The organism is Variovorax sp. P2_H12 (assembly GCF_056403395.1).
Genome location: NZ_JBFUFO010000012.1, coordinates 12144 through 32184, shown reverse-complemented (window position 1 = coordinate 32184; position 20041 = coordinate 12144). Strand labels below are relative to the sequence as shown.

Sequence of the window (20041 nt, the reverse complement as noted above, 5' to 3'; positions counted from 1 at the left end):
CGCTAAAACCCAAAAAGAAGCCAGGCACAGGCATGACAATCCACAGACTCCAGCTCGCGCACATCACGAAGCGCTATCCCGCGGTGGTCGCCAACAGCGACGTCTCGCTGACGGTGGCGCCCGGCGAAACCCACGCGGTCCTCGGCGAGAACGGCGCCGGCAAGTCCACGCTCATGAAGATCATCTACGGCTCGGTGAAGCCCGATGAAGGCAGCGTGATGTTCAACGGCCAGCCGGTCAACGTGCGCAACCCGCAGGAGGCGAGGGCGCTGGGCATCAGCATGGTGTTCCAGCATTTCAGCCTGTTCGACACCCTGACCGTGGCCGAGAACGTCTGGCTCGGCCTGGACAAGAGCCTGGCGCTGGCCGAGGTGGTGCGCCGCGTCCAGGGCAAGGCCGCCGAGTACGGCCTGGACATCGACCCCTCGCGGCCGGTCCATACGCTGTCGGTCGGCGAAATGCAGCGGGTCGAGATCATCCGTGCGCTGCTGACCAACCCCAAGCTCCTGATCCTCGACGAGCCGACCTCGGTGCTGACGCCGCAGGCGGTGCAGAAGCTGTTCGTGGTGCTCAAGAAGCTGGCCGCCGAGGGTTGCAGCATCCTCTACATCAGCCACAAGCTGCACGAGATCCGCGAGCTGTGCACCGCCTGCACGGTGCTGCGCGGCGGCAAGGTGACGGGCGTGTGCAACCCGCAGAACGAATCGAACGAGTCGCTGTCGCGGCTGATGATCGGCGCCGAGCCGCCGCCCCTGCAGCACCGGCCGGTGCATGCGGGCGCGGTGGCGCTGCAAGTCAAGGCCCTGAGCCTGGCGCGCGAGGACCAGTTCGGCGTCGACCTCGACGGCATCTCGCTCGACGTCCGGGCCGGCGAGGTGGTGGGCATCGCGGGCGTCTCGGGCAATGGCCAGAAAGAGTTGCTCTATGCGCTCTCGGGCGAGGACACGCGGGCCGAGGCCCGCATGATCGAGGTCTTCGGCCAGCCGGCGGCGCACTTTCGGCCGCGCCGCCGGCGGGCGCTGGGCCTGCATTTCGTGCCCGAGGAAAGGCTGGGCCGCGGCGCCGTGCCGACCCTGGCCCTGGCGCAGAACATGCTGCTGACGCGCAGCAACGCGGTCGGCCGTGGCGGCTGGATCCGCACCCGCGCGCTGCAGCAGCACGCCAGCGACATCATCAAGCGCTTCAACGTCAAGGCCGGCGGGCCGGGCGCGGCGGCGCGCTCGCTGTCGGGCGGCAACCTGCAGAAGTTCATCGTCGGTCGCGAGATCGATGCCAATCCGAAGATCTTCATCGTCTCGCAGCCGACCTGGGGCGTGGACGTGGGCGCCGCGGCGCTGATCCGCGGCGAGATCCTGGCGCTGCGCGACGCCGGTTGCGCGGTGCTGGTGGTCAGCGAGGAGCTCGACGAGCTGTTCGAGATCAGCGACCGGCTCTACGTGATCGCCAAGGGGCGGCTCTCGCCCTCGATCGCCCGCGCCGCCGCCACGGTGCCGCAGATCGGCGAGTGGATGAGCGGTCTCTGGGACAAGTCGCAGCACGCCGCCACGGCGGCGACGGAGGTGGCCCATGCTTAAGCTCGAACCCCGCCCGCAGCTGTCGCGTTTCTGGAGCTACGGCTCGCCGATCCTGGCGCTGCTGATCACGGTGCTGATCGGCATGGTGCTGTTCGCCCTGCTCGGCAAGGACCCGGTCAGGGGCCTCGCCGTGTTCTTCTGGGAGCCGATCAAGAGCGGCTATGCGCTGGGCGAACTGATGGTCAAGGCGACGCCGCTCTTGATCATCGCGCTCGGCCTCGCGGTCTGCTTCCGCTCCAACGTCTGGAACATCGGCGCCGAGGGGCAGTTCGTGTTCGGCGCTCTCGCGGCCGGCGGGGTCGCCTTGCTGGCCGACAAATCCACCGGCGGCTGGATCGTGGGCCCGATCCTGGTCGCGGGCATCCTGGGCGGCATGTTCTGGGCCGCCATCGTGGCCTTCCTGCGAGACAAGTTCAACGCCAACGAGATCCTCGTGAGCCTGATGCTGGTCTACGTCGCGGTGCTGCTGCTGGGCTACATGGTCTACGGGCCGTGGAAGGATCCGCAGGGCTACAACTTCCCGCAGACCAAGACCTTCGAGGCGGTGACGCAGATCCCGCGGCTCATGAAGGGCTCGCGCGTGAGCATCGGACTGCTGATCGCGCTGGCCGGCTCGGCGGCGCTGTGGGTCTTCCTGTTCCGCACCCGGGCCGGCTTCGCGCAGCAGGTCGGCGGGCTGGCGCCGGCGGCCGCGCGCTATGCGGGCTTCTCGGCCCGGCGCGCGGTCTGGATCGCGCTGCTGACCTCGGGCGGCGCGGCCGGCCTCGCGGGCGCGCTCGAAGTGGCGGGCCCGATCGGCCAGCTCACGCCCTATGTGCCGGCGGGCTACGGCTTCGCCGCCATCATCGTGGCCTTCGTCGGCCGGTTGCATCCGGTCGGCATGATCTTCTCGGCGATCCTCATGAGCATGTTCTACATCGGCGGCGAACTCGCCCAGTCGCGGCTCGGGCTGCCGAAATCGCTCACCGGCGTGTTCCAGGGCCTCTTGCTGTTCACGCTGCTGGCCTGCGACACGCTGATCGCCTACCGCATCAGCCGCAAGTCGGCGCCCAAGGCCATCGCCGCGACGGCGGGCGGCACCGGATCGCTGCAGGCCAGCACGCCCCTGACCGCACCTGTTGCCCGCCCCACGGAAGGAGCCGCATGATGGACAGCTACGCACTCCTGCTGGGCTCCACGCTCAGCGCCGGCACCGTGCTCGCGATCGCCGCGCTGGGCCTGCTGATCAACGAAAAGGCCGGCATCGTGAACCTCGGCGCCGAGGGCATCATGCTGTGCGCCGCGATCGCCGGCTTCGCCACCGTGGTGGTCACGCGCAGCACCTGGCTCGGCTTCCTGGCCGGCATGGCGGCCGGGGCGCTGCTGTCGGCCTTCTTCGGCGTGCTGGTGATCTGGCTCAACACCAACCAGTACGCCACCGGGCTGGCGCTGAGCCTGTTCGGCGTCGGCTTCTCGGCCTTCGCGGGCATCAATTTCGTGCAGGCCAAGCTGCCCGAGAGCGTGTCGTACGCGCTGCCGGTGCTGGGCGACATCCCGCTGGTCGGGCCGGCCCTGTTCCGCCATCACCCGCTGGTTTACTTCGCGGTGCTGCTGACGATCGGGCTGATCTGGTTCCTCTATCGCACCCGCGCCGGCCTGGTGCTGCGCTCGGTCGGCGAGTCGCCGGAATCCTCGCATGCGCTGGGCTACCCGGTGCGCCGCATCCGTTTCCTGGCGGTGATCGCCGGCGGCGCGCTGTGCGGGCTGGCGGGCGCCTACCTGTCGACGGTCTACACGCCGCTCTGGGTCGAGGGCATGGTCGCGGGCCGGGGCTGGATCGCGCTGGCGTTGACCACCTTCGCGACCTGGCGGCCGGTGCGGGTGCTGCTGGGCGCCTACCTGTTCGGCGGTGTCTCGATGCTGGGCTTCCACCTGCAGAGCACCGGCGTCAACATTCCGAGCCAGTTCCTCAGCATGCTGACCTACATCGCGCCGATCGTGGTGCTGGCGCTGATCTCGCGCAACCCGGCCTTCATCCGCGTCAACATGCCGGCCTCCATAGGAAAACCGTTCTACCCCGGCTCATAATCACGTTTCGTTTTGTTTCTCCGTCAACCTGTCCTTCGAGGATGTCAAACAATGAATGATCTGAACAAGCGTTCCCTGCTCAAGCTGGCCGCCGTCACGGCGGTCGCTTCGGCCGCCCTCATCGGCTGCGGCAAGAAGGAAGAAGCAGCCGCGCCGGCCGCCGCACCCGCGGCCCCGGCGCCGAGCGCTGCGGCACCCGCGCCGGCGGCACCGCTGAACATCGCTTTCGCCTACGTCGGCCCGGTCGGCGACGGCGGCTGGTCGTTCGCGCACGACAACGCGCGCAAGGCGGTCGAGAAGGAATTCGGCGACAAGATCAAGACCACCTTCGTCGAGAGCGTGCCCGAGAGCGCTGACGCCGAGCGTGTGTTCCGCGACATGGTCAGCCAGGGCAACAAGCTGATCTTCGGCACCACCTTCGGCTACATGGAGCCGATGCTGAAGGTCGCGGCGGACAACAAGGAAGTCAAGTTCGAGCATGCCACCGGCTACAAGACGGCCGAGAACATGCGCACCTACGACAGCCGCACCTACGAGGGCGCCTACATGGCCGGCGTCATCGCGGGCTCGATGACCAAGAGCAACACGCTGGGCGTGGTCGGCTCGGTGCCGATCCCCGAGGTGCTGCGCAACATCAACAGCTTCACGCTGGGTGCGCAGTCGGTCAACCCGAAGGTCACGACCAAGGTGGTGTGGGTCAACGAATGGTTCAGCCCGCCGAAGGAAACCGAGGCCGCCACCGCGCTGATCAACGGCGGCGCCGACGTGCTGTTCCAGAACACCGATTCGCCGGCCGTGCTCAAGACCGCGCAGGAAAAGGGCAAGCGCGCCTTCGGCTGGGATTCCGACATGACCGCCTACGGCCCCAAGGCCCACCTGGGCTCGGCCGTGATCAACTGGGCGCCGTACTACACCAAGGCGGTGCAGGAGATGCTCGACGGCAAGTGGGCCACCGGCCAGACCTGGTGGGGCGTGAAGGAAGGCGCGATCGACCTGGTGTCGATCGCCGAGGACGTGCCGGCCGAGACCAAGGCCAAGATCGAGGAAATCAAGAAGGGCCTGAAGGACGGCAGCTTCTCGATCTGGAAGGGTCCGATCGTCGACCAGGACGGCAAGGAAGTGGTGGCCGCCGGTGCGGTGGCCGACGACAAGTTCCTGAGTGGCGTCAACTTCTACGTCAAGGGCGTCGAAGGCAAGGTGCCGGGCGGCGAAAAGAAGTAATCGAAGGCCCCGGATTCCGGTGCGAAGGGTTGTCCTTGGGGCAACCCTTTTTCGTTTGAGGTTCCACGATGATTGAAAGACGACTCTGGCATCCGGTGGTGCTGGCGGACCAGGTACGGGATGCGCCGCTGGCCGTGCGGCTGCTCGGCGAAGACCTGGTGCTGTGGCGCGACGAGGCGTCGGCCGTTCACGCCTGGGCGGACCGCTGTCCGCACCGCGGCGCGCAGCTCTCGCTGGGCCGCGTGGTGGTCTGCGAAGGCGGTGGCGCGAGCCTGGAATGCCCGTACCACGGCTGGCGCTTCGAGGCCGGCGGCCGCTGCACCCGGGTGCCGGCGCTGCCGGACTTCGTGCCGCCGGCGACGCACCGCGTCACCGCCCATGCGGCGCGCGAAGCGCAAGGACTGGTGTGGGTCCGGCTCGAGGCGGCGGAGGCGGGCGATGATGCGCCGCCCGCTTTCGCCGCGGAGGACGACCCGCGTCTGCGCAAGCTCAACTGCGGCCCCTACGAGGTCGAGACCAGCGCGCCCCGGCTGGTGGAGAATTTCCTCGACATGGCGCACTTCGGATTCGTCCACGAGGGCTGGCTCGGCGCCCGCGGGATGACGGCGATCGACGACTACCGGGTCGAGCCGACGCCGCGGGGCCTGCTCGCGACCGGCTGCAAGGCCTGGCAGCCGCAGTCGACGGTTCATTCGACCGCGCCGGCGCAGGTCGAGTACAGCTACGAGGTCATGGCCCCCTATGCCGCGGTGCTGACCAAGGTGCCCGAGGCCGCGAGCGTCGGCATCGACGACTACCGCGAATCGATCGCGCTCTACATCTGCCCGGTCGACCCCGAGCGCAGCCGGGTCTGGTTCCGGTTCGCGACCGCCGACTTCGAGCGCGACGACGCGGCGCTGCGGGCCTTCCAGGACACGATCTTCCTGCAGGACAAGCCGGTGCTCGAATCGCAGCGGCCGCGCCGCCTGCCGCTGGACCTGCGGGCCGAACTTCACACGGTGGCCGACAAGGCCTCCTCCCTCTACCGCCGCCACCTGAAGACGCGCGGCATCACCTTCGGAGTCTGTTGATGAACCCGCCCCGCCGCACCGTTCCCGACATCGCCGCCGACCGCCTGCCCGCGCTGCTGCGCGCCATGCCCAAGGCCGAACTGCATATCCACATCGAGGGTTCGCTCGAGCCCGAGCTGATCTTCGCGCTGGCGCAGCGCAACGGCGTCGCCATCCCCTATGCGAGCGTGGAGGCGCTGCGCGCCGCCTATGCCTTCACCAACCTGCAGACCTTCCTCGACATCTACTACGCCGGCGCCAGCGTGCTCCTGAAGGAGCAGGATTTCTACGACATGGCCTGGGCCTACCTGGAGCGCGCGGCGGCCGACAACGTGCTGCGCACCGAGATGTTCTTCGACCCGCAGACCCACACCGAGCGCGGCGTCGCGATGCAGACCGTGATCGACGGCCTGCACCGCGCCTGTGTCGACGCCAAGGCGAAGCTCGGCGTCGATGCCGCGCTGATCATGTGCTTCCTGCGCCACCTGAGCGAGGAGGACGCCTTCGCCACGCTTGAACAAGCGTTGCCCTTGCGCGACCGGTTCATCGGCGTCGGCCTCGATTCGAGCGAGCTCGGCCATCCGCCCGAGAAGTTCGCGCGCGTGTTCGCGCGCTGCCGCGAGCTCGGCTTCCACCTGGTCGCCCATGCAGGCGAGGAGGGACCGCCGTCCTATGTCTGGAGCGCGCTCGACGTGCTCAAGGTGGAGCGCATCGATCACGGCGTGCAGAGCACCAAGGACGCCGCGCTCATGAAGCGCCTGGCCCAGGACCGCATTCCGCTGACCGTGTGTCCGCTCTCCAACCTCAAGCTCTGCGTCTTCCCCGACCTGGCGCAGCACAACCTGCGCGCCTTGCTCGACGCCGGGCTGGTGGCGACCGTCAACTCGGACGACCCGGCCTATTTCGGCGGCTACCTGAACCAGAACTTCACCGAGACCTTCGCCGCCACCGGCCTCACCGCGCAGCACGCCTGGCAGCTCGCGGCCAACAGCTTCGAGGGCAGCTTCGTCGACGCCGCCGCGAAGCGGGCCTATGCCGACCGGCTCGACGCGGTGTTCGAGTCCTTCGTCTGAGCCCGCACCGGACGTTCAGCGGCGCAGGCGAAGGTAGCGCAGCATGACGTCCGCCATCGTGCCGGCGCGCTGCAGCACCGGCTCGAACAGCGCGTTGTAGACGCCGGTGCCGATCACCGAGCCGAGCGCGATCGCCACGATCGAGAACAGCGTGGCGACGAAGTTCTCGAGCCCCGCGAGCCGGTCGTTGCCGACCAGTTCCGCCATGCCGATCAGGCCCAGCGAGCCGGGGACCAGCAGCCACAGCGCGGGTGTGAAGGTGACCATGGACGGCGGGCCACCCAGCCGGTACTGGACCATGTAGGAGGCCGGCGTGATCAGCAGCGCGGCGAAGAAGCCGCTCATGTAGCCGCCGAAGATTGCGTTGCCGACCAGTTGGCCGGCCTGTGCGACGCACAGCAGCGCCAGCAGCCAGGGCAGGGTGCTCAGGCGGGCCGAATAGTGCAGCGTGTGGCCGATGCCGAACAGGAACACCCCGAGCCACGGCGCCCAGGCCCGGACGGCGACGTCGGCCACCGGCACCAGCAGCGTGTCCGGCGGCAGGCCGATGATCGAAGCGGCCGCCAGCATGCCGAGCACCAGGAACACCAGCTGCAGCAGGCCGGAAACGAGGCGGGTGCCGCCCGAGACCACGTCCCCGTAGGCCAGCTCGATGGTGGCGATGGCGAGCGTGCCGCCGGGCAGGAAGGTGACCAGCGACGCCACCAGCACGTAGATCGGACTGGCCGCGAAGCCGTGGCGGGCGGCCAGCAGCGACACCAGCGTCACCACGAAGGCCGCCACCGTGGGCAGCAGCGTGGTGATGACGCCGCGGTTGCGCGCCAGCACCTTGAGCACGCCGACCACCAGGCCGAAAAAGGCCGCCGCACCCACCACGTCGGCCGAGGGCCGCAGCACCAGCGCGATGCCCACGGTCACCAGCACATGGCCCAGCACCCCCCACGCCAGGCCGAGAGGCGGCTGCATCGCGAGGATGGCGTTGATGCGCTTGAGCCCTTCGGCGGGATCGATCGGCGCCCGCTCGGCATCGCGCGCCAGCTCGTAGGCGGCCTCGATCTGGTCGAATCGCAGCACCAGGCCCTGCTCGGCGGTGAATTCGATCTGCTGCACCTCTTCGTCGGCGAAGTTCACGAACACCACGGTGGGCAGCGCCAGCACGTTGAAATGGTCGACCTTGTAGGTCTGCGCCAAGCGCCGCAGGCTGGTCTCGACCACGCCCGCCGCGGCCCCGGTGGCCAGCAGCAGGTGGCCCAGGCGCAACAGGAAGCGCAACAGGCGCCGGCGCTCGCGCAGCTGGCGCTCGGCGTCGGCCGGCGAGACGGTGGCGACCGCTGCGGCGGCGTCCGGCATCGTGGCGTCTATCGCCATGCGATCTGCTTGCGGGATCGATGGCATCGGTGTGATCGCTGCATGAGTGCCCATCCTTGGTGCCCGCATTCTGCCGCGCCACGGCGTGGCCGAGGCTGCGGGTAAAATCGCTTCCGGCGCTGCTGCCCCGCAGCGTCTCTTTCATTCTGGGGCCATGTAGAGGAATACCATGTACAAAAACCTCGCAGCCGCGCTCGCGGCCGCCTGTTTTTTATCGCCTTCTTTTTCCCAACCCGCGCCGGCGGCCGATCCGTTGAGGATCGGCTTCGTCTACGTCGCGCCGGTGACCGACGCCGGCTGGGTCCGCCAGCACGAGGACGGCCGCAAGGCGGTCGAAGCCGCGCTCGGCGCCAAGGTGAAAACCACCTATGTCGAGAACGTCGCCGAGGGCGCCGACGCCGAGCGCGTGATCCGCGACCTGGCGCGCCAGGGCAACAAGCTGATCTTCACCTCCAGCTTCGGCTACATGGAGCCGACGCTCAAGGTGGCGCGCGACTTCCCCGACGTGAAGTTCGAGTCGATCACCGGCTACAAGACCGCGCCCAACGTGGCGATCGCCAACGCGCGCTACTACGAGGGCCGCTACCTGGCCGGCGTCGCCGCCGGGCGCCTGACCAAGACCCACGTCGCGGGCTACGTCGCCGGCTTCCCGATCCCCGAAGTGCTGCAGGGCATCAACGCCTTCACGCTCGGCATGCGCTCGGTCGATCCGAAGGCGCAAGTCAAGGTCGTGTGGCTCGATGCCTGGGTCGATCCGCCGAAGGAGCGCGACGCCGCGATGACCCTGTTCAACCAGGACGTCGACGTGATCGCCTTCCACACCGGCTCGACTGCGGTCATGGCCGCGGCGCAGGAGCGCGGCAAGATGGCCGTGGCCTACCACTCCGACATGCGCAAGGTCGCCCCCGATGCGCAGATCGTCGCCGTCACCCACCAGTGGGGCGGCTACTACACCGAGCGCGCCCGCGCGGTCCTCGACGGCAGCTGGAAGAGCGGCAGCGTCTGGGGTGGCGTCAAGGAGGGAATGATCCGGGTCGGCGACTTCGGCCCCAAGGTGCCGAAGGTGGTGCAGGACGAGGTGCTCGCGCGCCAGCAGGACATCGCGGCCGGCCGGCTGCAGCCTTTCCGCGCCGCGGCCGACGTGCGCGACAACGAGGGCAGGGTGGTGATCGCGAAGGGCCAGAGCCTGAGCGACGAGCAGATCCTCAACATGAACTGGCTGGTCGAGGGCGTGCAAGGCAGGGTCGCGCGCCGGACGCCCTGAGCCTTTGCGTCAGCCCAGTCGATCCACTACGAAATCAACGAAGCTGCGCAGCTTGGCGCTCGGCCGCGCCTCGGGCAGCCGGACGATGGATACGTTGCTGGCCGGCAGCTCCCAGTCCGGCAGCAGTTGCACGACCTGGCCCGCTGCCAGCGCCGGGGCGAGCAGCGGGTCGGCCTGGACGATCACGCCGACGCCCTGGATGGCCGCGGTGAGCAGCGCCTGTCCATTGTTGCTCACCAGGGGGCCGTTGACCCGCACGTGCACGGTCTCGCCCGCGCGCGTGAAGCGCCATGAATGCGCCGGGCCCCAGGCTGCGAAGGACAGCAGCGGCAAGGTCTCCAGCGCCGAAGGATGATGCGGCGCCCCGTGGCGGGCGACGAAGTCCGGGCTCGCGACCGCGAACAGGCGCGAGCGCGCCAGCGGGCGCGCGACCCACCGGTCGTCCACCGGAGCGCCCGAGCGCACGCCGCAATCGAAACCTTCCTCCGCCAGGTCGACCACCCGGTCGTTGAGATGGAGCTCCACCCGCACCTGCGGATGCGCCGCCATGTAGTCGCCGATGACCGGCATCAGCCGGTGCGCGCCGTAGGCCACGGGCGCCGTGACCCGCAGCGTGCCCTGCGGCACCGCGCGCAGCGTTTCGGCCACCCCGTCGGCGGTGTGCACGCTGGCGAGCACGTCGCGGCAGCGCTCCAGGTAGGCCGCGCCGATCTCGGTCAGCCGGTGGCGGCGCGTGCTGCGCTCGAGCAGGCGCGCGCCGAGCTGGGTTTCGAGGGCCTGGATGTGCTTGCCGACCATCACGGCCGAGAGGTCCAGGCTCCGTGCGGCGCCCGCGAAGCTGCCGGCATCGATGGCGGCAACGAAGACTTCCATGGCGCGCAGCTTGTCCATATTCCGAACTATAAGTTTCGAATGATCGAAGCAAAAGACCATTTATCGAATAAATGATTCGTAAAACAATGGCCTCGTCTCATTGATCTGGAGTTCCCTATGAAGATTCTTCTTGTCGGCGCGAGCGGCGCCGTTGGCAGCGCGGTCGCGTCGGCCCTGGCGCCCCGGCACGAGGTCGTCGGTGTCGGCCGGCGGCATGGCGCCCACCCGGTCGACATCACGAGCGATGCCAGCGTGGCCGCGCTGTTCGATGCCGTCGGTCCGGTCGACGCGATCGTCTCGACCGCGGGCGGCCTGTTCTTCGGCCCGCTCGAGGCGATGCGCCCGGTCGATTTCAACCTCGGCCTGCAAGACAAGCTGCTCGGCCAGGTGCGGCTGGCGCTGCTCGGCCAGCACGCGCTGCGCGACGGCGGTTCGATCACGCTGACCACCGGCATCGTGGCCGACGAGCCGATCCGCCAGGGGGCCAACGCGACCGCGGTCAACGCGGCGGTCGAGGGCTTCGTGCGCGCGGCCGCCATCGAGCTGCCACGCGGCCTGCGCATCAATGCGGTCAGCCCGACGGTGCTGACCGAATCGCTGGCGGACTACGACGGCTTCTTTCCCGGCTTCGAATCGGTGCCCGCCGCGCGCGCGGCGCTGGCCTACGTCCGCAGCGTCGAGGGGGCGCAGACCGGGCGCGTCTACCGGGTCTGGCAATGAAGTGCGGGCGGGTCAGTCGACGAAGCCGCTGGCGCGATGGAAGTAGGCGGCGTCGGTGGGAAGGCCCTTGACCCGCACCGCCGGCTGACCCGCATAGACCGCGAATTCCTCGGTGTGGGCCTTGTTGAGGACGGAGCCCGCGCCGAGCACCGATCGGTCGGGCAGCGCCGCGCCGCCGAGCACCGTGACCCGCGTTCCGACCAGGCAATAGGCACCGATGCGGATCGGCTTGCAGTCCTGCCGGCCGTCGACCACGTGGATGCCGTGCGTGATGAGCTGCGAGTGGTAGCCCGCGATGGTCGTGAAGGCGCCGATCTCGATCCTGTCGGTGCAGTCGATGATGTGCGACTTCGTGATCGCGGCGTGCTCCCCGAGCACGAGCACCGGATCGCGCTGCGTTCGGTGCCTGAAGTGCCCACCCGCGAGCGCATGCCCGGTGATCCAGTTGGAGCGCTCGATGATGGAGTGCGCACCGCACTCCAGCCGTTCCAGATGGATGGCGACGTTCAGGTGGCCGATGTAGGCGCCTTCCCCCATGACCAGCCGGCCCGGAAAGATGTAGGACAGGCCGATGCGCGCGCCGTCCGCGATCTGGTAGCCCCAGAAGCGGCGCAGCACCCAGCGCTTCAGCACCCAGGGAAGGAACACCACCCCGAGAGACAGCACCTTTCTCACGGCTGCTGCCCGCGTTCTTCGATCGCGCGCCGGTAGGCGGCCACGTTGCCGGCGGCCATCTGCGCCGGGGCGTAGAGCTCGGCGTTGGCGAGACCCTGGCGGCGCATCTCTTCCAGGCGGGGCGCCGCGCGCTCGATCGCGGCGGCCATGGCGGCGGGATCCTTGGGGTCCACGTAGACGGCGCCGTTCCCGCCGATCTCGTTCATCGGCGCGAGATCGGAGGTGAACACCGGGCAGCCGCACGCCTGCGCCTCGATCACCGGCCAGCCGAAGCCTTCCTGAAGCGAAGGAAAGAGCAAGGCCGTCGCGCTGGCGTAGACCGCGCGCAGCGCCTGGTGAGAGAGGCCTTGCACCGCCGTGATGCGGTCCGCGACGCCATGCTGGCGCGCCAGTTCGACCAGATCGGGCCCGGGCTCGGGCCCGACGAAGACCAGTCGCTCGACCATGGCGGGCCTGCCCTCGGCGGCCGCGCGCTGCCGCAGCGCGATGAAGGTCTCGAGCACCCTGCGGCGGTTCTTGCGGGGCAGTTCCAGGCCGACGTGGAGCAGGTAGGGTTCCCCGGCGGGGATCCCCAGGCGTGCGACCAGCGGCTGCGCCTCTTCGGGCGGTACCGGAGAAAAATCGTCGTTCAGTCCGTGGCGTGCGGTCGTCACCCTCGACTCCCGGACCACGTCCAGGGCGATCAGTTCGCGCCGGGTCAGGTCCGAAGCGCAGGCCACCACGTCGGCGCGCGCCAGTCCCTTGACGATCAAGCGCTGGAACAGCCGGCCGCTCCAGCCGACGTTCCAGCCCTCGACCATCCCCTGGGCGGCCTGCACCGCGATCACGTCGTGGCAACTGATGACATTGGGCCTGCTGTCGACCCATGGGATGTACATCGCGTTGGAATGGTCGGTCACATGGACGACGTCGGCCCAGCGCGCATGGCGCGCCAGCGAGGGGATGAAGAGAATGAACTTGTCGACGTAGCCGAACCACTTGCGCCAGCGCCCCGAGCCGGCGAAGCGCTGCACGCGCGGGGGCGGGGCGACCACGCGCACCTCGCAGCCAAGGCGGGGAAGCTCGCGTTCGAGCACACGCCGGAAGGCGAGCATGCTGGTCTGGGCGTCGGGTTCGTAGTTCGCGACGAGAAGCACTTTCATCGTTCGGGGGTGTCGCTGGCGTCGCGAGCTGTCATCCTGTAAGAAAAAGGGTTGCGGGATTATGTTCGACCGCTGGACGGATCGACGCCGCCGGTCCCGCGGGCAGTCGGCCTCTTTGTGACATATAGCCTCCATACGAGCAAGCACATTGCATCCCGGCGTTGCCGCCTTACCCTCGGGGGCATGCAAGCCTACCGTGCCTCTCTTTTGCGATTCGACGCCGCCGGCCAGCCGGTTTTCGACTCCGACGGCCTGCTGGTCGTCGGCCCCGACGCCCAGGGTCGCCAGCGGGTGCTGGACGCCGGCGCCTTCGCCGACGTCGCGGCCCGCCATCCCGCCGTGCCGGTCACCCACTGGCCGGGCCGGATACTGGCACCGGGTTTCGTCGACATGCACATCCATTTTCCGCAGACCGACATCATCGGCGCGCCCGCCGACGGACTGCTGCCCTGGCTCGAGAACTACACCTTCCCGGCCGAGAGCCGGTTCGCCGATCCGGTCCATTCGGCCGAGGTGGCGGAGGTGTTCTTCGACGAACTGCTGCGCAACGGCGTCACCACCTCGCTGACCTTCGCGACCTCGCACCCGCAGTCGGTCCAGGCCTTCTTCGAGGCGGCCCGACGGCGCCAGCTGCGCATGATCACCGGAAAGGTGCTGCAGGATCGCCATTCGCCGGACGGCGTGCGCGACGAGACCGAACAAAGCCTGATCGACACCGAGGCACTGATCCGCCAATGGCACAACCGGGATCGCCTGGGCTACGCCATCACCCCGCGCTTCGCCCCCACCAGCACCGATGCGCAACTGCGCGGTGCGGGCGAGCTGGCGGCGAAATATCCCGACACCTGGGTTCATTCGCACGTGGCCGAGAACAAGGACGAGATCAAGTGGGCGCGCGAGCTGTTTCCGAAGGCCCGTTCGTACCTCGACGTCTACGCGGGCTTCGGCCTGATGCGCGAGCGTGCCGTCTACGCCCACTGCATCCATTTCGACGACGACGACCGGCGCCTGATGCGCGAGACCGGCACCGCCTCGGCCGTCAGCCCGACCAGCAACCTGTTCCTCGGCAGTGGCTTCTTCGACTTCGAGGGCGCCGACCGCATCGGCTACCCCTACGGCCTGGCCAGCGACGTCGGCGGCGGCACCAGCTTCAGTCCGTTCGCGACCATGCTGGCCGCCTACTACGTCGGCCGCGAGGGCCAGACCAAGCCCGGCGTCAGCATCGCGCCGTCGCAGCTCTGGTGGCGCCACACGGCCGGCGCGGCGCGTGCGCTGGGCCTCGACGGCGTCATCGGCAACCTGCAGCCGGGCTGCGAGGCCGACTTCCTGGTGATCGACCCGAAGGCGACGCCGCTGCTGGCACGCAAGACGGCGCTGGCGAACAACCTCGAGGAACTGCTGTTCTCGCTGATCGTGCTGGGCGACGACCGGCTGATCGAGCGCACGGTGATTTCCCAGGCCTTGCCGGGCTGAGCGGACCCGGGGGCGCCGCTGCCTAGAATAGCGGCCCCTAGGAAGGACCCCGACATGAGCATCAAGAGCGACAAGTGGATCCGGCGCATGGCCGAGAAGAACGGCATGATCGAGCCCTTCGAGCCGGGCCAGATCCGCGAGCAGGACGGCCACAAGATCATCAGCTACGGCACCTCGAGCTACGGCTACGACATCCGCTGCGCACCCGAGTTCAAGGTCTTCACCAACATCCACAGCACCGTGGTCGACCCGAAGAACTTCGACGAGAAAAGCTTCGTCGACTTCCACGGCGACAGCTGCATCATCCCGCCCAACAGCTTCGCGCTGGCGCGCACGGTCGAGTACTTCCGCATCCCGCGCAACGTGCTGACCATCTGCCTGGGCAAGAGCACCTATGCGCGCTGCGGCATCATCGTCAACGTCACGCCCTTCGAGCCCGAGTGGGAGGGCTATGTCACGCTGGAATTCAGCAACACCACGCCGCTGCCGGCCAAGATCTACGCCGGCGAGGGTTGCGCCCAGGTGCTGTTCTTCGAGAGCGACGAGGTCTGCGAGGTGAGCTACAAGGACCGCGGCGGCAAGTACCAGGGCCAGCGCGGCGTCACCCTTCCGAAAGCCTGAGGACGAAGGTCCTGGCGAGCGCGTACCATCCTGCGATGGCCGGCTGGCAGGCCGCAAGGAGCGCGAGATGAGATGGGAAGGCAACGAACAATCCGACAACGTCGAAGACCGCCGTGAAGGCGGTGGCGGGGGCGGCCTGCCGATCGGCGGGCGCGGAATCGGCATCGGCACCATCGCGGTGGCCTTGATCGCCGGCTGGGTCTTCGGCATCAATCCGCTGACCGTGCTGGGCCTGCTGAGCGGCGGCGAGCCGGCACCGCAGGTGCAGCAGCAGGGGCCGGCCCACAAGCCGCCGCCCGGGGACCGCGAGGCCGCCTTCGTCTCGACCGTGCTGAAGAACACCGAGGTGGTCTGGAGCGAGCTCTTTCGCCAGAACGGCGGCAGCTATGCGCCCGCGCGGCTGGTGCTGTTTCGCGGCGCCACGCCGACCGCCTGCGGCACCGGGCAGTCGGCCATGGGGCCCTTCTACTGCCCCGGCGACCAGAAGGTCTACATCGACCTGGGCTTTTTCGACACGCTCAGGAACCAGCTCGGTGCGCCCGGCGTGTTTGCGCAGGCCTACGTCATTGCCCACGAAATCGGCCACCACGTGCAGGACGAACTCGGCATCACCGGCAAGGTCGACCAGATGCGCTCTCGCCTGAGCCCGGCCCAGAACAATGCCATGAGCGTGCGCGTCGAACTGCAGGCCGACTGCCTGGCCGGCGTCTGGGCCCACCACTCGCAGCAGTCCAAGCAGTGGCTGGATCCCGGAGACATCGAAGCGGCCATGAATGCCGCCCAGAAGATCGGTGACGATGCCCTGCAGCGCTCCGCCGGCCGAGCCGTGGTGCCCGACAGCTTCACCCACGGCACCAGCGCCCAGCGCCAGCGCTGGTTCGGGGTCGGCTACAAGTCCGGCAACATGCAGGATTGCGACACTTTCGCCTCCAAGTCCCTCTAGTTTCGGGGCGGGAAAAGCGACAGTTACCGTGCTGTCACTGTCGTTTTTCGCCAAAGTGCGACAATCGAGGGCTTCATGACAAGCTCCTTCTCCAATCTTTCCCTGGCCGAACCCCTCGCGCGCGCCGTCGCCGAGATGGGCTACGAGACAATGACGCCGATCCAGGAACAGGCCATTCCGGTGGTTCTGTCGGGCCAGGACGTGATGGGTGCGGCGCAGACCGGCACCGGCAAGACGGCGGCGTTCTCGCTGCCGCTGCTGCAGCGGATGCTCAAGCATGAGAACACCTCCACGTCGCCCGCGCGCCATCCGGTGCGCGCGCTGGTGCTGCTGCCCACGCGCGAGCTGGCCGACCAGGTCGCCCAGCAGGTCAAGCTCTACGCCAAATACACGAACCTGCGCAGCGCGGTGGTGTTCGGCGGCATCGACATGAAGCCCCAGACCCTCGAGCTCAAGAAGGGCGTCGAGGTGCTGGTCGCCACGCCGGGCCGGCTGCTCGATCACATCGAGGCCAAGAACGCGGTGCTCAACCAGGTCGAGTACGTGGTGCTCGACGAGGCCGACCGCATGCTCGACATCGGCTTCCTGCCCGACCTCCAGCGCATCCTGTCCTACCTGCCCAAGCAGCGCACCACGCTGCTGTTCTCGGCCACGTTCTCGCCCGAGATCAAGCGCCTGGCCGGCAGCTACCTGCAGAACCCGGTCACGATCGAAGTGGCGCGGCCGAACGAGACGGCCTCCACGGTCGAGCAGCATTTCTACAGCGTCAGCGATGACGACAAGCGCCGCGCGCTCAAGCAGATCGTGCGTCAGCGCGGCATCACGCAGGCCTTCGTCTTCGTCAACAGCAAGCTGGGCTGCGCCCGGCTGGCGCGCTCGCTCGAGCGCGAAGGCCTCAAGACCACGGCGCTGCACGGCGACAAGAGCCAGGACGAGCGCCTGAAGGCCCTGGCGGCCTTCAAGGCCGGCGAGGTCGACCTGCTGGTCGCCACCGACGTCGCCGCCCGCGGCCTGGACATCAAGGACGTGCCGGCGGTGTTCAACTTCGACATCCCGTTCAATGCCGAGGACTACGTGCACCGCATCGGCCGCACTGGCCGCGCCGGTGCTTCGGGCCTGGCGGTGAGCTTCGCCAGCGGCGGCAACGACGTGCGCCTGGTGGCCGACATCGAGAAACTGATCAAGAAGAAGATCGAGCTCGAGCCGGTCGAGTTCGAGGAAGACCGTCCGCGCGGCCGCATCAACGACGGGCGCCGCCACTGGCGCGAAGAGGGCGAGGCCGGCGACGCGCGCGACGTGCTCGACACCCTGGAGCGTCCGCGCGAGCGCGCCGATTCGCGCCCGGTGCGCAGCACCCGCCCGCACCGCGCGCCCGCCGGGCCGCGCGACCCCTTCTTCGAGCAGCCCTACGAGGCCCCCGTGCGCGAGGCCGAGCCGGCCTGGGAGGCCGCCGCCAAGGCCGCCCCCGCGCGCGGCATTTCGGCCAACATCAAGACCAAGCGCAAGGTGGCTGCGCTCTTCAAATCTAACTAGGCTCGCCCCCAGGTTGCCCCGCACTTCGTGTCGGGGCGCCCACCCCCTACCGGGGGCAACACCAGCGGCCCGGCGAAGCCGGTTCCGCGGTGTTTCACCAACGGGCCTGGCTGCGCCGGCCGATGAATCTGGGGCTGGGGTTTTTCTACGGCTGCGCGCAGCGCGCCCGTTGGTGGGCAGTCGCGGAACCGGCTTCGCCGGGCCGCTGACTGCGCCCCCGGTAGGGGGTGGGCGGGCTACACGAAGTGAGCCCAACCTGGGGGCGAGCCATTACATTCGACTTGGATCAGCTCCCGGTCCCGCAGCGTCGCGCCGATGCGCACTGCGCTGAGGCAGCCGCCCCAGACGCAGCCGGTGTCGGTCGACAGCAGGTCGGGCCGCGACAGCCAGCCGAGCGTCGACCAGTGTCCGCAGGCCACCGTGGCCGATGCCGTCCTGCGGCCGGGCACGTCGAACCACGGCATGAAGCCTTCGGGCGCGGCCGCCGCGCCGTCCTTGCTTTCAAACTCCATCTGGCCCTTGGCCGTGCAGAAGCGCAGCCGGGTGAGGGCATTCACGATCACGCGCAGCCGCTCGCTGCCCGACAGCGCGTCGCTCCATTGCGCGGGTTCGTTGCCGTACATGGTCCGCAGGAAGTCGACCAGCGACGGACCGCGCAACACCGCTTCGAGTTCGGCCGCGCAGGCCATCGTGTCCTCGACGCTCCATTGCGGCAGCACGCCCGCATGCACCATCAGCAGGTCGCCGCCGCCCACGCGCTGGTGCAGCGCCATCGGTTGCTGGCGCAGCCAGTCGAGCAGGGCCGCGCGGTCGGGCGCATCGAGCACGGCGGCCAGGGTGTCCCTGCGGCCGGGCTTTTGCGCACCGTGGGCGACCCCGAGCAGGTGCAGGTCGTGATTGCCCAGCACGCTCCGCGCTGCCGCGCCGTAGCCCTGCACGCGCCGCAGCACCTCGAGCGAGGACGGCCCGCGGTTGACCAGGTCGCCCAGCAGCACCAGGGTGTCGCGGCTGGGGGAAAAAGAGATGTCGTCGAGAAGGCGCCGCAGGGGCTCGTCGCAGCCCTGCACGTCACCGATCAAGTAAAGTGCCATGATCCCCATTCTCTCCCGCCTTCATGGACGTTTTTCTCCTGGCTTTGCTGACCACGCTCAACGCGTTGTTCGCAATGTCCGAAATGGCCTTGTCCACCAGCCGCCGCGCACGCTTGGCGGCGCTGGCCGAGACCGGGGACGCAGGCGCCGCCGCGGCGCTCAAGCTGATGGAGGATCCGACGCAGTTCCTGTCCAGCGTGCAGATCGGCATCACGTCGATCGGCATGCTCAGCGGCATCGTGGGCGAGGCGGCCTTCGCGGAGCCGCTCGCCGATTGGATGCGCCAGTTGGGCATGGGCGCCGGCACTGCGAGCGTCGCGTCGACCGCGGTGGTGGTGAGCTGCATCACCTTCTTCACGATCGTCTTCGGTGAGCTGGTGCCCAAGCGCATCGGCCAGCTCTACCCCGAGCCGGTGGCGCGCTTCGTGGCCCGGCCGATGCGCGGCCTCGCCACCGGGGCCAAGCCTTTCGTGCTGTTGCTGTCGAGCGTCACGGCCGCCATTCTGAAGCTGCTGCGCATCGACTCGAACGCGGCGCGGGTGGTGACCGAGGAAGAGATTTCCGCCAGCCTGGAAGAGGGCGTCGACGCCGGCGTGATCGAGATGCACGAGCACCAGATGGTGCGCAACGTGTTCCACCTGGACGATCGGCGCCTGTCGTCGCTGATGGTGCCGCGGGCCGACATCGAATGGCTCGAGGCCTCGTCCACGGTGGCCGAGAGCCTGCAGAAGGTGTCGGCGGCCGGCGCGCTCAACCTGGTGCATTCCTGGTACCCGGTGTGCCGCAGCTCGCTGGACGACGTGGTGGGCGTGATCAGCGTGGCCCACTTGCTGCGTCTGGGTCCCGCGCACGAGGGCCCGGTGGAGCAGGCGGCCCAGCCGGCCGTGTTCGTGCCCGAGACGCTGACCGGCATGGAACTGCTCGAGCAGTTCCGCTCGCGCGCCGGAAGGCTGGTCTTCGTGGTGGACGAGTACGGCGTGGTGCAGGGCCTGATGACGCCGCGCGACCTGCTGGAGGCGATCACCGGCGAGCTGCAGGTGGCGACGCATGCCGAAGCCTGGGCCCGCGAGCGTCCCGACGGGGTCTGGGAGCTCGACGGGCTGATGCCGGTCTCGGAACTGCGCGCGCGGCTGGGCATCCGCGAGCTGCCGGACGAGGATCGCGGGCGCTACAACACCGTGGCGGGGCTTTTGATGTTCGTCTCGGGCCAGCTGCCGGAGGTCGGCGAGCGGATCGACTGCGCGGGCTGGTGCTTCGAGGTGGCGGCGCTGGAGGGCAGGCGGATCGACCGCGTGCTGGCATTCCCGGACGCGGGGGCGGCCGATCTCGCGCCTTGAGTTTCGAATCGCTCGAG

General features: G+C 68.8%; 18 protein-coding genes. 13 read left to right on the top strand and 5 right to left on the bottom strand.

The features are described from left to right. Positions 1-32: 32 nt before the first annotated feature. The 6 genes from AC1DYK_RS10455 (at position 33) to AC1DYK_RS10430 (ending at position 6984) form a co-directional block, all read left to right on the top strand. Positions 33-1574: an ABC transporter ATP-binding protein gene (locus AC1DYK_RS10455; protein ID WP_478166222.1), complete on the top strand. Its 1542-nt coding sequence runs from the start codon at positions 33-35 to the stop codon at positions 1572-1574. Then, positions 1567-2721: an ABC transporter permease gene (locus AC1DYK_RS10450; RefSeq protein WP_478166221.1), complete on the top strand. Its 1155-nt coding sequence runs from the start codon at positions 1567-1569 to the stop codon at positions 2719-2721. The genes AC1DYK_RS10455 and AC1DYK_RS10450 overlap by 8 nt, the downstream gene beginning before the upstream one ends. Further along, the gene (locus tag AC1DYK_RS10445) at positions 2721-3641 is read left to right on the top strand and encodes an ABC transporter permease (protein WP_478166220.1); all 921 of its coding nucleotides are present in this window, start codon (positions 2721-2723) and stop codon (positions 3639-3641) included. Before AC1DYK_RS10450 ends, AC1DYK_RS10445 begins: the two co-directional genes overlap by 1 nt. A gap of 51 nt (positions 3642-3692) precedes the next feature. Further along, entirely contained in the window at positions 3693-4862 is a 1170-nt protein-coding gene (locus AC1DYK_RS10440; protein WP_478166219.1) for a BMP family ABC transporter substrate-binding protein, read from the top strand. 68 nt (positions 4863-4930) lie between these two features. Further along, positions 4931-5932, top strand: a complete 1002-nt coding sequence (locus tag AC1DYK_RS10435; RefSeq protein WP_478166218.1) for an aromatic ring-hydroxylating dioxygenase subunit alpha — start codon at positions 4931-4933, stop codon at positions 5930-5932. After that, entirely contained in the window at positions 5932-6984 is a 1053-nt protein-coding gene (locus tag AC1DYK_RS10430; RefSeq protein WP_478166217.1) for an adenosine deaminase, read from the top strand. Before AC1DYK_RS10435 ends, AC1DYK_RS10430 begins: the two co-directional genes overlap by 1 nt. A 15-nt stretch (positions 6985-6999) precedes the next feature. Here the strand turns inward: AC1DYK_RS10430 and AC1DYK_RS10425 are convergent, their stop codons facing one another. After that, positions 7000-8352, bottom strand: a complete 1353-nt coding sequence (locus AC1DYK_RS10425; RefSeq protein ID WP_478166216.1) for a threonine/serine exporter family protein — start codon at positions 8350-8352, stop codon at positions 7000-7002. Between the two features lie 169 nt (positions 8353-8521). On the opposite strand from AC1DYK_RS10425, the gene AC1DYK_RS10420 reads away from it, so the two are divergent. Continuing rightward, positions 8522-9616 (top strand): BMP family ABC transporter substrate-binding protein, encoded by a 1095-nt coding sequence (locus AC1DYK_RS10420; RefSeq protein WP_478166215.1) that lies wholly within the window; start codon positions 8522-8524, stop codon positions 9614-9616. Between the two features lie 9 nt (positions 9617-9625). Here the strand turns inward: AC1DYK_RS10420 and AC1DYK_RS10415 are convergent, their stop codons facing one another. Next, positions 9626-10507: a LysR family transcriptional regulator gene (locus AC1DYK_RS10415; protein ID WP_478166214.1), complete on the bottom strand. Its 882-nt coding sequence runs from the start codon at positions 10505-10507 to the stop codon at positions 9626-9628. A 99-nt stretch (positions 10508-10606) separates the two neighbouring features. On the opposite strand from AC1DYK_RS10415, the gene AC1DYK_RS10410 reads away from it, so the two are divergent. Further along, complete coding sequence (locus tag AC1DYK_RS10410; protein WP_478166213.1) at positions 10607-11209, top strand: short chain dehydrogenase; 603 nt, start codon at positions 10607-10609, stop codon at positions 11207-11209. A gap of 12 nt (positions 11210-11221) precedes the next feature. Here the strand turns inward: AC1DYK_RS10410 and AC1DYK_RS10405 are convergent, their stop codons facing one another. Beyond that, the gene (locus AC1DYK_RS10405) at positions 11222-11884 is read right to left on the bottom strand and encodes an acyltransferase (protein WP_478166212.1); all 663 of its coding nucleotides are present in this window, start codon (positions 11882-11884) and stop codon (positions 11222-11224) included. After that, entirely contained in the window at positions 11881-13026 is a 1146-nt protein-coding gene (locus AC1DYK_RS10400; protein ID WP_478166211.1) for a glycosyltransferase family 4 protein, read from the bottom strand. Before AC1DYK_RS10400 ends, AC1DYK_RS10405 begins: the two co-directional genes overlap by 4 nt. A gap of 183 nt (positions 13027-13209) precedes the next feature. Between AC1DYK_RS10400 and guaD the strand changes: the two genes are divergently transcribed. The 4 genes from guaD (at position 13210) to AC1DYK_RS10380 (ending at position 17596) form a co-directional block, all read left to right on the top strand. Next, positions 13210-14499: a guanine deaminase gene (gene guaD, locus AC1DYK_RS10395; RefSeq protein WP_478166210.1), complete on the top strand. Its 1290-nt coding sequence runs from the start codon at positions 13210-13212 to the stop codon at positions 14497-14499. 54 nt (positions 14500-14553) lie between these two features. After that, positions 14554-15120, top strand: a complete 567-nt coding sequence (dcd, locus tag AC1DYK_RS10390) for a dCTP deaminase (protein ID WP_286371529.1) — start codon at positions 14554-14556, stop codon at positions 15118-15120. Between the two features lie 67 nt (positions 15121-15187). Beyond that, positions 15188-16063: a KPN_02809 family neutral zinc metallopeptidase gene (gene ypfJ, locus AC1DYK_RS10385; protein WP_478166209.1), complete on the top strand. Its 876-nt coding sequence runs from the start codon at positions 15188-15190 to the stop codon at positions 16061-16063. A 75-nt stretch (positions 16064-16138) separates the two neighbouring features. Further along, complete coding sequence (locus tag AC1DYK_RS10380) at positions 16139-17596, top strand: DEAD/DEAH box helicase (RefSeq protein ID WP_478166208.1); 1458 nt, start codon at positions 16139-16141, stop codon at positions 17594-17596. Between the two features lie 236 nt (positions 17597-17832). Here the strand turns inward: AC1DYK_RS10380 and AC1DYK_RS10375 are convergent, their stop codons facing one another. Beyond that, complete coding sequence (locus AC1DYK_RS10375) at positions 17833-18687, bottom strand: symmetrical bis(5'-nucleosyl)-tetraphosphatase (protein WP_478166207.1); 855 nt, start codon at positions 18685-18687, stop codon at positions 17833-17835. Positions 18688-18710: 23 nt separating this feature from the next. Between AC1DYK_RS10375 and AC1DYK_RS10370 the strand changes: the two genes are divergently transcribed. Further along, positions 18711-20024, top strand: coding sequence for a hemolysin family protein (locus AC1DYK_RS10370; protein ID WP_478166206.1), 1314 nt, complete (start codon positions 18711-18713; stop codon positions 20022-20024). Positions 20025-20041: the final 17 nt, after the last annotated feature.

Coding starts and splice junctions, on each gene's coding strand:
- ypfJ (WP_478166209.1), top strand. CDS start 15,188: ATGAGATGGGAAGGCAACGAACAATCCGACAACGTCGAAGACCGCCGT.
- AC1DYK_RS10455 (WP_478166222.1), top strand. CDS start 33: ATGACAATCCACAGACTCCAGCTCGCGCACATCACGAAGCGCTATCCC.
- AC1DYK_RS10415 (WP_478166214.1), bottom strand. CDS start 10,507: ATGGACAAGCTGCGCGCCATGGAAGTCTTCGTTGCCGCCATCGATGCC.
- AC1DYK_RS10425 (WP_478166216.1), bottom strand. CDS start 8,352: ATGGCGATAGACGCCACGATGCCGGACGCCGCCGCAGCGGTCGCCACC.
- AC1DYK_RS10380 (WP_478166208.1), top strand. CDS start 16,139: ATGACAAGCTCCTTCTCCAATCTTTCCCTGGCCGAACCCCTCGCGCGC.
- AC1DYK_RS10445 (WP_478166220.1), top strand. CDS start 2,721: ATGGACAGCTACGCACTCCTGCTGGGCTCCACGCTCAGCGCCGGCACC.
- AC1DYK_RS10440 (WP_478166219.1), top strand. CDS start 3,693: ATGAATGATCTGAACAAGCGTTCCCTGCTCAAGCTGGCCGCCGTCACG.
- AC1DYK_RS10400 (WP_478166211.1), bottom strand. CDS start 13,026: ATGAAAGTGCTTCTCGTCGCGAACTACGAACCCGACGCCCAGACCAGC.
- AC1DYK_RS10435 (WP_478166218.1), top strand. CDS start 4,931: ATGATTGAAAGACGACTCTGGCATCCGGTGGTGCTGGCGGACCAGGTA.
- AC1DYK_RS10375 (WP_478166207.1), bottom strand. CDS start 18,687: ATGGCACTTTACTTGATCGGTGACGTGCAGGGCTGCGACGAGCCCCTG.
- dcd (WP_286371529.1), top strand. CDS start 14,554: ATGAGCATCAAGAGCGACAAGTGGATCCGGCGCATGGCCGAGAAGAAC.
- AC1DYK_RS10410 (WP_478166213.1), top strand. CDS start 10,607: ATGAAGATTCTTCTTGTCGGCGCGAGCGGCGCCGTTGGCAGCGCGGTC.
- AC1DYK_RS10370 (WP_478166206.1), top strand. CDS start 18,711: ATGGACGTTTTTCTCCTGGCTTTGCTGACCACGCTCAACGCGTTGTTC.
- AC1DYK_RS10450 (WP_478166221.1), top strand. CDS start 1,567: ATGCTTAAGCTCGAACCCCGCCCGCAGCTGTCGCGTTTCTGGAGCTAC.
- AC1DYK_RS10430 (WP_478166217.1), top strand. CDS start 5,932: ATGAACCCGCCCCGCCGCACCGTTCCCGACATCGCCGCCGACCGCCTG.
- guaD (WP_478166210.1), top strand. CDS start 13,210: ATGCAAGCCTACCGTGCCTCTCTTTTGCGATTCGACGCCGCCGGCCAG.
- AC1DYK_RS10420 (WP_478166215.1), top strand. CDS start 8,522: ATGTACAAAAACCTCGCAGCCGCGCTCGCGGCCGCCTGTTTTTTATCG.